Source organism: Agrobacterium sp. CCNWLW155 (genome assembly GCF_036888815.1).
GTDB classification, from domain to species: Bacteria; Pseudomonadota; Alphaproteobacteria; order Rhizobiales; family Rhizobiaceae; genus Agrobacterium; species Agrobacterium radiobacter.
Window position 1 is genome coordinate 14,048 of sequence record NZ_JBAKFW010000003.1, and the last position, 13,514, is coordinate 27,561.

Sequence of the window (13,514 nt, forward strand, 5' to 3'; positions counted from 1 at the left end):
GGTACTGCTAGTCGGTCCCAATTTTCTCGCGGGAAGCTTCCAGTGGGTTGGCGGTATGCCAAGTGTCGGTCTGGGGATTATAGATTCCCGGGAGTGGGTAGCAAGTGTGGATAAGAAGGAAGTCTCGCGTATTGAAAGTTGCAATCGGTGTTCTATGTACCAGAGCCGCTGCGGCAACATGGAGGTCCTGCCCATGCCTGAGACGTTTTGCACCGGGATGAGAAACGATGAGATTGCGTAGCCTCGGATCGGCAGCTAATGTTCCCCAAGCTTCGGCTACCTCTTTCCCTGTTTCCAGGATAGGCATGCCTAACGTCATTAGATTCTGGTACCAACGCGTCAATTGCACCGCTTTCACCGGGTCGCGGGAACATAGCTGCGTTATGCCCTGTTGGAACTCCATGATTGCGGCGGCGGGAATAAACAGATTTGGGGCCGTTTCAATGAAACGGACGACACCTGGATGAGGTCTGGCCCTGCTTGTTTCGCTTAGGACGCATGTGTCGAGAATGTATCCTGCAACCATGGAAGTATGCTCACCTGAAAATATGGGCACGCTCCACATTTATAGTTAAAGCGGAGTTAATCTCGCTTTATCGGAAATCGCCCGGCGATATTCATTCACCCAGGAAGCTGCAATGACTGAAGACGAGCATCTCTCACCATCGGAAGGCTCCAGCGGAAACATAACCGGCGAGGAGATTGCTATTCCAATGGAGGGTGAACTAAGGCGCTTTTTTGAAATCCTCCGCAGCAAAGGGAAAATCACCGTGAGCGACGGAGAGAAACGCTTTTGGGTGCATATTTCTCCCTCGCAGATTTCTGCTGAAGCGCGAGCATTCTTGACGCGAGGAGGGCCTATTACCGACAACAATTCTTAGGCTCGGAAAGCCAAGCAGCGTTGCCGTTCTTATTGGTCATCCGAAACTGTCGCGACTTCATGATCAACGTTCAGGTTCGACGACACCACCGTGAACCGCCGGTTTTTCTACCAAGTCATAAAGGCTATCGATAGAACTGGCGACATTGAACAATGCGCGGCAACGAGAGCGAAGAAGTTTACAGGTACAAAAACAAAACCCCAGCTCAAGGCTGGGGCGGAATGTTCAGGTATTTACCTAAGGCCGTATGCTTTCGCACATTGGAGCCTTAAGCCAACCTTGTAAGCAATAATTAAGACAGGGCGTTGATGATGTCAACGAAAAAAACGAGAGAAGCAATGCCCAGTTCTGTAGCGCTTTACCCACATATAATCCCAGTCGCCATTACCGCAAGCCGATTAGATAGTTACAGAAGTGTCTTTTCCGCTGCAACTGACCATGAACTTGTCGGCTGCTATCTGTGGAATCAACACGTTTGCTCTGCAATGTATCCGCTCTTAAGTTCAGTCGAAATCACGATCAGAAATTCGATTGACAGAGCAATTGCACCTGATCTCGGCCACTTCTGGTGGAGGGGAAGTAAACTTCACTACAAATCGTTTGTCCCCCACGTGGCCCCGCCGCAACCCGTTCAGTCGATAAGAGACAATTTTTCTAAAGCAACATTATCGGTCAAAAAGGATCGGCGTAAGCGCTATCCGCATCTCCCGACAAACCTACCTCCTCTACATGATGACATCGTTGCAAAAACGGATTTCTCGACTTGGGAGTTCATGCTTGATCAGGAGTTCTTGGGGCCTAGCTTGATATGGCAATCGAAATTGGGGCAAGTATTAAAGGGCAAGTGGCCCAGCCCTAGCTTGGGTAATACCCTTAGCCATGCTCAAAATCTAACGAAAACCGTTAGAGAGCTACGAAACAGAGTTTCTCATTCAGAACCTGTTTGGAAGCGGTATGGCATTTTGAATGAGACTGACGCACTGGCATACCTAAATGAGAAAATCGATACTATCGAGGAAATTGTCGTCCTCTTTTCACCTGAAAAATTACACTTTTTAGAAAAAAACAACATTCTAAAATCGGCGCGTCGTCTGTGTACGCAACGAGAATTAGAGCGAATTAAGAAAAATGGCCCTATCTTCGCAGTAAACTCATTCTCTAGATTGCAAAATCTGGTAAAAAACCATCAAAACGCTGAGGGTGGTATGCATATAAAGCTATATGCTCCAGGAAAGCGCAGGTTCGTTATATTTCCTGAATAATTCTTTCCCACGCCTTCTACGGTAAGGAGTGCAACTCACAAACACACAAGGGACCCGAAGGTCCCTCATGGCGGCTGGCGTATAGCCCAACCCCGTGGCATTGCCATATTCCGTCTCTACTACGCTCTGGAGACGATTGAAAGGGTCTTTTACCCACGCACGGATGGCATCCTTATCAAATGTAAGACGAGTTTGTCGCTTGCAGTAAACGGCGAAACCTTTGGAAAAACCAAAGGACAAACAATGGACTACCTGCCACACCCAGCTCGCACCATTTTCATCTCGGCAGCGGGATACGAACGCTCCGCTCAAACAAAAGCAGCCATTGAGAAGAACATCCGACTGTCCGATCCCAAGCTGGCCCGTCAACGCAGCACTATGGCTCGCTGGGTGCAAACTGCTGAGATGTCGGGAGCAACTGAAGATCAGATCGCAGACATGGAAGGGCGGATCAAGGTCTTGGAGATGATAGCGGTGCGCGTCCTACACAGCGACGAGTGTTCGATCTTCGACGTATCCGCTTTGCTCCCGAAGTTGCCGAAGAACGACATCTCGGACTTTAGCCTCCGCCATCTGGTACTGCCTGGCGATGAAACCATCTATATCCATTTTGGTCGTCAAGAGGCGCTTGTCGTCGACCGGGCCCAGGACCTCTATTTTGAGGGCGCTTATATTACGCAAGTTGACGATGAGATAGGTGACGACGAAGTCAGCACATTCCAGATAGCACTCGTATTCAGCGATCCGGAATTCGGAGCACTAGCTTTCGACCGTCCAGTCGGTCAGACGCTCAAAAGGAACTTGGACTTCGTCAGGTTCGAGATCAAACATACCAATAGCGTCCAACAAAGCTTTGCCAGCATGGCCCAAAACGGGTTGGTAGAAGAGAGCCAGATTTTAACTGCCCCGTTGATCGTCTATCGCGCAGCGTATGATCTTCTTGTCAGATCGATGATCTACCTCGGCGTTGAAGGGCGAGACTTAGAACTCGGCTTCTTCGAAGGGGCTCCGGACAAACAGGTGCAGAAGGCATTCAAATGCGATGAAAACGCCGAACAGCACCTTTTAGAAAACGGCTTTCCTGCGGTGCAGTTTGTCGGCCGAAACGTCGAACTGGTTCCAGACCTTTCGGAGCCCGATTGGGGCGCTGAGCCAGTTGGCTTTCGGATTTAGGGGAATCTGTGCGTCAAGCCATAAAGCGGCCGGGGAAAGTTGTTAGGGGGCATCCGCCCCCTAAGAGGGTCTCTGGGGAAATTCGTTAGGGGCCGCACCAGCGCTGGACAAAGTGAAGGAAATCAATGCGGTTTTGGAAATGGTACCCCAAGCCGGGATCGAACCAGCACTCCTTTCGGAACCGCATTTTGAGTGCGGCGCGTCTACCAATTCCGCCATTGGGGCAACGGTGGTAATGCCACGGCGTCTATCATGGTGAGGGCCATGCGTGCAACCCCAAAGCTGACTTATCCTTTTGAATTGCGCGTGTTTGCGCGGCCGGTTTTGCGTCCTTGCCGGGGCCGCCGATCAAAATGTTACGGTCGGTGGCTGTGCCGGATCGCGACACCTGCAGTTGCGGCATTAAGGTAATATTAGGTACCTCTAATAAATTAGAATATACGCAATTACTAATTGAATTATGATGTCCGGGTGGAGTTTCCACGCGGGGCGGGAATGGCCAAACTCATAGGGAGGAAATTATGAGGGCTTTTTCTCGCAATTTATTACTGTCCGCCTGCCTGATCCTGCCGGTCCATGCCCATGCGCTGGATATCGGGATCGGCGGTGAAAATGGGGTTAATGCCAGTGTGGGTGGCAATGGCAGCGGCGGGCTCGGGGTCGATGCCTCCGTTGGCGGCAGCGGTGGTGTCAACGCCAGTGCGGATGTCGGCGGCAGGAGCGGCGGCGGATTGGGCGCGGATGTCAACGCTTCGGTCGGCGGCAGCAATGGGGTCAATGCGGATGTGAATGCATCCGTCGGCGGTTCCAGCGGCGTCAATGCGGGCGTGAACGCCTCCGTTGGCGGGTCGAACGGTGTCAATGCCAATGTCGGAGCCAATGTCGGCGGCTCGAGCGGGGTGGGCGTTGATGTCGGGCTGGGCATTGGCGGCTCAAGTTCGCCGGGTAACCCCGGCAATCCGGGAAATCCTGGGAACCCGGGAAATCCTAACAATCCCGGCACATCGGGGCCAATGACGCCTGGCGCCATGCGTCAGGTCATACAGGCCTATAACGACATGTCGCGGACCGAGCAGATCAAGCTCGCCCGCCGTTGTGTCGATATTCTGGGCGGCGGATACGATGCGGCTCTGACGCAATTGTGCAAGATGATCCGGACGGCTTCGCGCTGAAGCGGGCTTTACCCGCATCATAAACTCCGAAGGGCGCCGCCGGCGTCCTTCGGATCAATTGCCCTTGCGTCCGAAGGACAGGATCTTCTGCCGCAGGCTGCGGGCGAGGTTGCGGGTGTTGCGGTACATGTCCACCTGCGTGGAAACCTGCCGCACGTCGCGGTCGCTGTTCTGGGCAAGCCCCACCACCAGCGTGCCCATTTCCTGGCGCTCCTGCCAGAAGCGGCTCATGATCGGATGATCGGGCACGGCGCAGCTGTCGCTGCGCAGGATATTGGCGTCATCCAGATGCCAGTCGGTCAGTTTCTGCACCAGCAGCTTGCCGGGAGAAAATTGCGCATAGCTCTCGTCGAAAGCGGTTTTCCACGTATAGGCCTCACCGGCCGTGATGAAGACGACCATGGAGGCGATGGCGTTGCCATTGAGATCGATGGTGTGGATACGCACCGCATCGGCTTCTGCCAGATTGGTGATCGCCTCGCGGGCAAAGGCGGCGCGATAACGGTCGTTGACCAGCGCGGTGCGCTTGCGGCCTTTCCAGCCGCTCGCCTCCAGCGCCAGAAATTCCTCCATGCGATAGCGCACGTCCTTCGGCTGCCGGGTAACGGTATAGGCGAGGGAACCGAGTTTTTCGAGCTGGCGCCACTGCCTGTTCATTTCACGCAGATGGTGCGGCGCAAGGGCGTTTTGCAGGTAGGCCCTGCCATCAAGCAGGCTTTCCAGCATCGGCCGGTGATAATTGCCCGTCGTCGTCACCGGCAGGTTGCGGCTGAGCGCGATGGCTTTGAACATGCGGGCAAAAGGCCCTTCCAGCCGAACATCCGGCAGCACCAGAACGTTGGGCAGACGCATGTTGCGGTCGGAAAGGGCGTCGAAAAGATTGTCGAGGGTTTCGGCGGCCCCTTCGGTATCAACCAGCGGCGTACCAAGCGGCCCGAACGGATTGGCCCAGACGCGAATAATGGAAGGGCCGATTGAAAAGCCGGGCTTTTCCACGGTGAAAGGCATCAGGAAGCGCATGCGGCTTCTGGCGCCGTTCTCATCGCGAATAAGCGCAAAGCGCACGGATTTGTCCTCGATCCGCGGCATGGCGGGTGCGAGAAGCCGTCCGGTGAAGAAGACATTCGCCTCCATCACGCGGTTGGACAGAAAGTCGAGTTCTTCCTGCATGTCGTAACCGAGCTGACCCGGATAGATGCAGAATTCCCGGCCATCGCGCCCCACGCGTCGGCTGCTGTCGGCTACGGGACGGTCACGCTCCGCAGACGCCATCAGTGCGGCGATGCGCGGGTCCTGAAAATCAGGATTCTTTGGATCGCTGGACATGCTTATCGTTACACCGCCTTCCCAGTGTTTTGGCCCGCCCGGGGATCGTTGAAGGCAAAAAGGACGATCCCGAGTGTGCGGCGAATGGCAATATGCAATAGCACAGCTTCTATGCACATGGCTATCGCCACCGCTGCCGCGGCCCCTGCCAGACCATAGACCGGAATGAGCGCCATGTTGAGTGCAATGTTGCAACCAAAGATAATAATATAAAGCACGACGCACAATTTTTGTTTGCCGGCCATATTCAGCAATGTTTCTCCCGGACCGATCAGCGCTTTGGCGAGGAAACCGGCGAAAAGGAAGAACATCAGCTCGTAACCCTGAACGAAGCCGGGACCGAACAGCGATAGCAGGAACGGGCCGGCCAGAAGCACCACGCTGCCAACGGCGAGCGACGGCCAGAAGGCCCAGCGTGCGGCCTGGCTGGCGAAACCGGCGAGCCCCTGCCTGTCATTGGCAGACATCAGGGCGGCCAGACGCGGGGCGGCTGCCGCCTGCACGGAGAAAAACACGAATTGCATCAGCACGATGGTCTTTGCCGCGGCGAAATAAATGCCCACCTGATCCGGCGGCAGATAAAGCCCGACAATCACCACATCGGAATTGGTCATCAAAAACCCGATGCCGTCGATCAGGAACATCGGAAAGGCGAACCTTATCCAGTGGCGGAAATGAACCCTTCGGGCTGTGCTGCGGAAATGCCGGTTGAGCCGGCGGTCCATGAAGACGAAATGGAAAAGCGTGGTGACATAGGTGGCAAGAAGGGCCGTGAGCATGGCCGTCGTCGCGGTTTTTTCCGCTCCGAAACCGATTGCCACCAGCATGAACAGCAGGATCAGCACCGGGCGGACAATATAGGTGGGGCTGAGAGCGGAAACCGCCCAGCCATTGGCGCGCGCGGTGCCGTTCAGCACATCGCCCAGCGCGACCATCGGCAGGGTGAACAGCGCCAGCGACACGGGAATGAGATAATAGGAGGCGATGCGCTCGCCGAAGAAGTACAGGAAAACGAAACCGAAAATCGCAAGCGCGCTGGCCGAAAACATGGCGAAGACGCGCGCCGTCGAGGTCAGTCCCATGATCTTGTCATGGGCATCCTCCAGACGGTAGCCGGGTAAAAACCTGATGACGGTCGTGTGAAAACCGAGGCAGGAGAGGTTGCCGAACAGGATCACCAGAACCCAGACAAAGGCGAACAGGCCATATTCGAACTCCCCCATCAGGCGGGCAAGAATGATCTGCGAAATGAAGGCGATGCCGGCGCTGACGATGCGCACCGCAAATGCAACCAGCGCCATGCGCTGCGCACGGGAAACCTCATCTCCGCCGGAAAGAAGGACGGCGACTTTCGCTACCAGCGGCGAAAGCTTCGCGCGCAGGCCTGCGGGTAAGGCTTTTTCCGCCGTGTTGAGGATAGCCATGATCCACACGCCATCATTTCCAGTTGAATAGGCAAGCCGATTATACGCGCTTCATCCTTAACGAAGGGTTTGGGAGGCGCCGGCCTGTGTGCCAATGTCGTCCACCACCTTCGGCCTGCGGATGCCATTGAACAGGAAAAGGGCGAGCGGGCTGAGCCGTATCACCTGATGCAGCATATAGGCCACCACTGTGGTGGCCGCGACGATGATGGCGAATTCCACGATCGGCGGCAGCGCGATCAGGATGAAGAGCGTTCCGAAGGCGTAAATCAGTGGATGGTGAAACAGGTAGATGGTGAAGGATGCATCCGTCATGCGTCTGGCAAAGCGGTTTGGCCGATCGAAATAACGGCAGGCAAGGTCGATCAACAGACGGCTCGTGGCCACTGCCGCAATTGCCGAAACCAGCACCAGCAGGGCCGAATTCGAAAGGGGATTTTGCAGCCGCAGGCTCACCGAGGTTGCGATGGCGCCCGCCGCGACGATGCCGGTGAGAAGTCCCGTCTGGCGAAAGCGGTGAAAGAGGGCGCGATCACGGTGCAGCAGGGCCCCGACAAGGAAAAATGGCAGGTAGCGCGCATAGGGGTCGGAAGCGCGCTCATAGAGAAGAAAGAGTCTGCTTCCGTTCTTTGCCGCAAGCAGGCCGGATCCGTAGATCATCAATTCCCACAGGATAGGCGCAGTGCAGAGTGCTGCGAAAAACAGTGTGGCATGTCGCTGCCGCAGGCTGTCGAACCAGTCTTTCGCATGTGCCAATGGCTGATGTTCCGTAAGAAACAGCAGGCTGGCAAGTAGAATGGAATAAACGATAAGGGCCGGCAGGAACCACAGATGCATGATCCACTGTTCGCTCGGACGCAGCAGGCCGGGCAGGCTCTCCAGCAGCCGGTCGGCCGGGATATCGCCCTTGGCGACACCGGCCAGTTCCAGCAGGAAAAGCTGCGATGGCCCGAGCAGAAGGACCGCCACAATAAAGGGCACGCCGAGGCGCAGGAAACGCTGCCTGAGCCAGCGCATCTTGCCCTTCTTGCCGATGACCATGGTGGAGAAATATCCGGCCACCACAAAAAAAGCAGGCATGCGGAAGGTGGAGAGCACGGCGCCAAGCGCGCTCAGAAGCGGGCTGGTGTCAAAATCCTTGATGTCCCATGGCAACGCATGGCTGTAGATGAGGGAGGCGTGATAGGGAATGCCAAGCAGCATGAGGAGAGCCCTGAGCGGGTCCCAATAATGCTCGTAGTCTGACTTGCCCGGTTGCATTTTTCCCCCGTGCCGCAAACGCGATCAGCAATGACCAGCACGACTATTGGTGGAAAACGCTAATAAACTCTTCACGCACCGGAAGGGGTGGGTGGAGCCTTTTTCTTGGGCATAAGGTCAAGGACCAGCGCACAGCCCAAAATGATGATGCCGGCGCCGAAAAGCTGGGGAAGCGAAAGCGGCTCATCCAGCACCAAAGCACCGACGAGAACCGCCACGACGGTGACGGCGAATTCAACGCTGATCGCCTTGGTCGCACCGATCGAGGAGACCAGCTTGAAATAGGTGATGTAGGTAAGGCCGCTCATGACCACCGCCTGTATCAAAAGATAACCGTAATCGATGAGATCAGGTGTTCTCGGCAATGGGACCATCAAGAGAAGCGGCAGGGTCATCAGGCCGCCTGTCAGGAATGAGCCTATGGTGATTTCCCAGGAACCCACGCCCTTCAGGTGGCGGCTGGCAAAATTGCTGCCATAGGCCGCGCAGATGCAGGCGGCGACAGCAGCGGCGCAGCCGATGATGAAGGTGGTTGTAACGGGAACGGCGGGGAAACCGACAAGCAGGACGATGCCGGCAAAACCGATAACGAGACCGGCAATGCCCTGGCGCGTCAGACGCTCAATACCCCATAGCTGAGAGATGAGCATGGAAAAAAGCGGAATGGTCGCCACCAATATGGCAGCCATGGCGGTGCCGATCTGCGGTGTGGCGTAGGACAGGCCGATCAGTTGCCCCGCGACCGTTGTCGCACCGACGACGGTAAAGGCGCGCCAGCCGGCCGAGAATGTCAGCTTTCGACGGACCGTCCGCGCAATGAGAAAGAGGGCGGCAGCGGTCATGAGCGAACGAAGCGTGACGGCGCCGATCCAGCCGAAGGCAGCTACGACTTGTAAAAGCAGCAGAAAAGAGACTCCCCACGCGAGCGCGAGAAAAATATAGGCGGCGAGATCGCGAGGGGCCATGGAAGCAGTTTCCAGAAAATGATCAGGCTCCCTTATGGAAAGCGCCGAGACCAGTCAACAGTCGGCTCACCCGCAATGACCCGGCCCAAACAAAATCGCCCGTAACGCGGGTTACGGGCGATTGATTTCAGACTGATAACAAGCGCCTTACGCCTGTTCGTAAACGCCGTGGCAGTGCTTGTATTTCTTGCCGGAGCCGCAGGGGCACATTTCGTTGCGGCCGATACGGCCCCAGGTGGTGGGGTTGTTCGGATCGCGTTCCTCGGCCGGCACGAAATTGACGGGCGTGGGCTGCATGCCCTGCGCCATTTCATCTTCGCCCGTATTGGGGTCGAGATGATGCGCGGTCATTTCCGGCAGTTCCGGCTGCTGCGGTTCCTGCTGCACCAGTTCCACACGCATCAGCTGGGCGGTAACGGCCTCGCGCAGATTGGCGAGCAGCGCCTGAAACAGTTCAAAGGCTTCCGCCTTGTATTCCTGCAGCGGATCGCGCTGGGCATAACCGCGGAAACCGACGACGGAGCGGAGGTGATCGAGATTGACGATATGTTCGCGCCACAGATGGTCGATCGTCTGGAGAATGACCGAACGTTCGACATAGGTCATGATCTCGGGGCCGAAACGTTCCGCGCGCTCGGCGGCGTATTTGTCGGCGGCCTCGGTGACGCGCTCAAGAATATCGTCCTCGGCGATGCCCTCTTCCTTGGCCCAGTCCTCTACCGGCAGGTCGAGGTTCAGGAACTGGGCGATGCCGGCCTTGAGGCCCGCAATATCCCACTGTTCGGCATAGGCATTTTCCGGAACATGCTTGGTGACGAGCATTTCGATGACTTCGTGGCGCATGTCGGCTGCGGTTTCGCCGATATTGTCGGCTTCCATCAGCTCGAGACGCTGGTCGAAGATCACCTTGCGCTGGTCGTTCAGCACATCGTCATATTTCAGAAGGTTCTTGCGGGTCTCGAAGTTGCGGGCTTCGACCTTCTTCTGGGCGCGTTCCAGCGCCTTGTTGATCCACGGATGGACGATTGCTTCGCCTTCCTTCAGGCCGAGCTTCTGCAACATGCTGTCCATGCGCTCGGAACCGAAGATGCGCATCAGGTCGTCCTGGAGCGACAGGTAGAATTTCGAACGGCCGGGGTCGCCCTGACGGCCGGAACGACCACGCAGCTGGTTGTCGATACGGCGGCTTTCATGGCGTTCGGTGGCGATGACGTAAAGACCGCCGGCGGCGAGCGCCTTTTCCTTCAGCACCTTGATCTCGGCGCGGATGGCCTCTTCCTTGGCGTCAAGCTCCGGACCCGGCTCCATGCCTTCCAGCTCGCGCTCCAGACGCATCTCGACGTTGCCGCCGAGCTGGATGTCGGTACCGCGGCCGGCCATGTTGGTGGCGATGGTGACGGCGCCGGGAACACCGGCCTGCGAAACGATATAGGCTTCCTGCTCGTGGTAACGGGCGTTCAGAACCTGGAAGTCGGAGAAACCGGACTGGCGCAGCATATGCGCAAGAAGCTCGGATTTCTCGATGGAGGTCGTGCCCACCAGAACCGGCTGGCCGCGTTCATGCGCCGCCTTGATCTCGGTGATGATCGCCTGGAACTTCTCCTCGCCGGTGCGGTAAACCTCGTCATCCTCGTCGATACGCTGGATCGGCAGGTTGGTCGGTACCTCGATGACGTCGAGGCCGTAGATGTTGCCGAATTCTTCCGCTTCCGTCGAGGCCGTACCGGTCATGCCGGCCAGCTTTTCATACATGCGGAAGTAGTTCTGGAAGGTGACGGAGGAAAGCGTCTGGTTTTCCGGCTGGATCTGCACCTTTTCCTTGGCTTCGAGAGCCTGATGCTGACCTTCGGAATAACGGCGGCCGGGCATCATGCGGCCGGTGAATTCGTCGATGATGACGATCTCGTCGTTGCGGACGATATAGTCCTTGTCGCGGGTGAAGAGCTTGTGGGCCTTCAGCGCATTGTTGATGTGATGGACGATGGCGACGTTTTCGACGTCGTAAAGCGATTCGCCCTTCAGGAGACCCGCCTGCCGCAGCAGGTTTTCGAGCTTTTCGGTGCCTTCTTCGGAGAAGTTGGCCGAGCGCTGCTTCTCATCGATCTCGTAATCTTCCGGCGACAGAAGCGGAATGAAGGCGTCGATGGTGTTGTAGAGATCGGAACGGTCGTCCAGCGGGCCGGAAATGATGAGCGGCGTGCGCGCCTCGTCGACCAGGATCGAGTCGACTTCGTCGACGATCGCGTAGTTGTGGCCGCGCTGCACCATCTGCGCGCGGTCATATTTCATGTTGTCGCGCAGATAATCGAAGCCGAGTTCGTTGTTCGTCGCGTAGGTGATGTCGCAGGCATAAGCCTCGCGGCGCTGGTCGTCGTCCAGCCCGTGCACGATCACGCCGGTGGTGAGGCCGAGGAAGCGGTAAAGCCTGCTCATGGTGGCGGCGTCGCGCTGGGCAAGATAGTCGTTGACGGTAACGACATGCACACCCTTGCCGGCGAGCGCGTTGAGGTAGACCGCAAGCGTTGCCACCAGCGTCTTGCCTTCACCCGTCTTCATTTCGGCGATGGCGCCGCCGTGCAGGATCATACCGCCCGTCAGCTGCACGTCGAAGGGACGCATGTGGAGAACACGGCGCGATGCTTCGCGGGCCACGGCAAAAGCCGGGATCAGCAGGTCGTCCAGCGACTTGCCGTCTGCCAGCTGCTGGCGGAATTCGGCGGTCTTGGCCGCCAGCGCCTCGTCGGAGAGCGCCTTGGTGGCGTCTTCCAGCGCATTGATGGCTGCGATCTTGCTTTTATAGGAGCGGACGCGGCGATCATTTGCCGAACCGAACAACTTGCGGGCTATACCGCCGAGACTGACCATCTTACTGGCCCTTTCTGAAATTCCGTTTTGCCGGGCGCTTTTCTCCGTCACGCTGTTTTCAGCACAAATGACGGACTTCGCCCTTCAACGTATCTGGACGCGAGGTTGCGTGACAGATAAGAGGGGGGGCAAATGATGTCAACGGTTCTGCCCGTTACAGAATGGCCACAATCCGGTGTTTGGAAGTTTTTTCAGAGCCGGAAACCATGTCTGGAGCCGGCATTGTCCCCGAAAGGTTCAAAATGTTGCGCTATAATAAAATTGCGGCTGCGGTGATTGTGGCCACGCTCGGCCTCCAGCTTCCGGCTTTCGCACAGGAAGACAAGGTTGTCGCCAAGGTCGGCGATCTGGAAATCCACCAGTCCGAACTCGACCTCGCCATGAGCAACCTCGACCCGCAGCTCGCGCAGCTTCCCGACGAGCAGAAGAAGGTCGCAGCCCTTTCCGGCGCGATCGACGTCAAGCTTCTGGTAAAGAACGCCAGCGCCGAAGGTCTGGAAAAGACTGAAGATTTCAAGAAGCGCATGGAATTCATCCAGGACCGTGAGCTGCATAACGCCTATTTCCGCAAGCATGTGGTCGAGGCCGTCACCAATGACGAGGTGAAGGCGCGCTACGACAAGGAAGTCGCAGCCCTGCCGCAGGAAGAAGAAATCAAGGCCGCGCACATTCTCGTCGCCAGCGAGGACGAAGCGAAAGACATCATCAAGCAGCTTGATTCGGGCAAGGATTTCGCCGCGCTCGCCAAGGAAAAGTCGACCGATTCCAACAAGGATGACGGCGGCGACCTCGGCTGGTTCGGCAAGGGCCGCATGGTGCCGGAATTCGAAGAAGCCGCTTTCGGCCTCGAAAAGGGCGCCTACACCAAGACCCCGGTGAAGACGCAGTTCGGCTTCCACGTCATCAAGCTGGAAGACAAGCGCATCGCCCCGCCGCCGGCTTTCGAGCAGGTCGAGCCGCAGGTTCGTCAGCTTGTCATGCGTGACAAGTACGTTGCCCTCATCGAGAAGGCAAAGGCTGACCAGAAGATCGAAATCATGGATGAAACGCTGAAGAAGGGCTACGACGAAGCCTCGAAGGAACAGCAGGCTCAGCCGCAGCAGTAAAAAATTCAGGTTACGGGGCGGCTATGGGCCGCCCCGTTTCATCTCAGGCATTCCCAGATCCTCCTTTCCAGAATTTCAGG

General features: G+C 56.9%; 11 protein-coding genes and 1 tRNA gene. 5 read left to right on the forward strand and 7 right to left on the reverse strand.

What is annotated here, in order from left to right; translation table 11 throughout:
* Positions 1 to 7: 7 nt before the first annotated feature.
* On the reverse strand, positions 8 to 565 hold the full coding sequence (locus V6S97_RS29180; protein WP_442886053.1) for a PIN domain-containing protein: 558 nt from the start codon (positions 563 to 565) through the stop codon (positions 8 to 10).
* A 73-nt stretch (positions 566 to 638) separates the two neighbouring features.
* Between V6S97_RS29180 and V6S97_RS12650 the strand changes: the two genes are divergently transcribed.
* The 3 genes from V6S97_RS12650 (at position 639) to V6S97_RS12660 (ending at position 3,316) form a co-directional block, all read left to right on the forward strand.
* Complete coding sequence (locus V6S97_RS12650) at positions 639 to 881, forward strand: hypothetical protein (RefSeq protein WP_334426966.1); 243 nt, start codon at positions 639 to 641, stop codon at positions 879 to 881.
* A 338-nt stretch (positions 882 to 1,219) separates the two neighbouring features.
* Positions 1,220 to 2,143, forward strand: coding sequence for a hypothetical protein (locus tag V6S97_RS12655; protein WP_334426968.1), 924 nt, complete (start codon positions 1,220 to 1,222; stop codon positions 2,141 to 2,143).
* Between the two features lie 243 nt (positions 2,144 to 2,386).
* Positions 2,387 to 3,316, forward strand: a complete 930-nt coding sequence (locus V6S97_RS12660) for a hypothetical protein (protein WP_334426970.1) — start codon at positions 2,387 to 2,389, stop codon at positions 3,314 to 3,316.
* A 140-nt stretch (positions 3,317 to 3,456) separates the two neighbouring features.
* On the opposite strand, the gene V6S97_RS12665 is transcribed toward V6S97_RS12660, so the two are convergent.
* Positions 3,457 to 3,541 (reverse strand) — tRNA-Leu (locus tag V6S97_RS12665).
* Positions 3,542 to 3,837: 296 nt separating this feature from the next.
* On the opposite strand from V6S97_RS12665, the gene uppQ reads away from it, so the two are divergent.
* Positions 3,838 to 4,488 (forward strand): polysaccharide biosynthesis GNAT family N-acetyltransferase UppQ, encoded by a 651-nt coding sequence (gene uppQ / locus V6S97_RS12670; protein ID WP_111793830.1) that lies wholly within the window; start codon positions 3,838 to 3,840, stop codon positions 4,486 to 4,488.
* 54 nt (positions 4,489 to 4,542) lie between these two features.
* On the opposite strand, the gene V6S97_RS12675 is transcribed toward uppQ, so the two are convergent.
* From V6S97_RS12675 to secA, 5 genes are all read right to left on the reverse strand, one after another.
* Positions 4,543 to 5,814, reverse strand: coding sequence for a GNAT family N-acetyltransferase (locus V6S97_RS12675; protein ID WP_060724914.1), 1,272 nt, complete (start codon positions 5,812 to 5,814; stop codon positions 4,543 to 4,545).
* A gap of 8 nt (positions 5,815 to 5,822) precedes the next feature.
* Positions 5,823 to 7,238 (reverse strand): Wzx-type polysaccharide biosynthesis protein UppV, encoded by a 1,416-nt coding sequence (gene uppV / locus V6S97_RS12680; RefSeq protein WP_087745840.1) that lies wholly within the window; start codon positions 7,236 to 7,238, stop codon positions 5,823 to 5,825.
* 57 nt (positions 7,239 to 7,295) lie between these two features.
* Positions 7,296 to 8,498, reverse strand: a complete 1,203-nt coding sequence (mdoC, locus tag V6S97_RS12685) for a glucans biosynthesis protein MdoC (RefSeq protein ID WP_111793831.1) — start codon at positions 8,496 to 8,498, stop codon at positions 7,296 to 7,298.
* A 71-nt stretch (positions 8,499 to 8,569) separates the two neighbouring features.
* The gene (locus tag V6S97_RS12690) at positions 8,570 to 9,463 is read right to left on the reverse strand and encodes a DMT family transporter (RefSeq protein WP_003507064.1); all 894 of its coding nucleotides are present in this window, start codon (positions 9,461 to 9,463) and stop codon (positions 8,570 to 8,572) included.
* Positions 9,464 to 9,610: 147 nt separating this feature from the next.
* Complete coding sequence (secA, locus tag V6S97_RS12695; RefSeq protein WP_003507062.1) at positions 9,611 to 12,328, reverse strand: preprotein translocase subunit SecA; 2,718 nt, start codon at positions 12,326 to 12,328, stop codon at positions 9,611 to 9,613.
* A 242-nt stretch (positions 12,329 to 12,570) separates the two neighbouring features.
* Here secA and V6S97_RS12700 point away from each other — a divergent pair, with 242 nt between their 5' ends.
* Positions 12,571 to 13,434, forward strand: a complete 864-nt coding sequence (locus V6S97_RS12700) for a peptidylprolyl isomerase (RefSeq protein WP_026364016.1) — start codon at positions 12,571 to 12,573, stop codon at positions 13,432 to 13,434.
* Positions 13,435 to 13,514 lie beyond the last annotated feature (80 nt).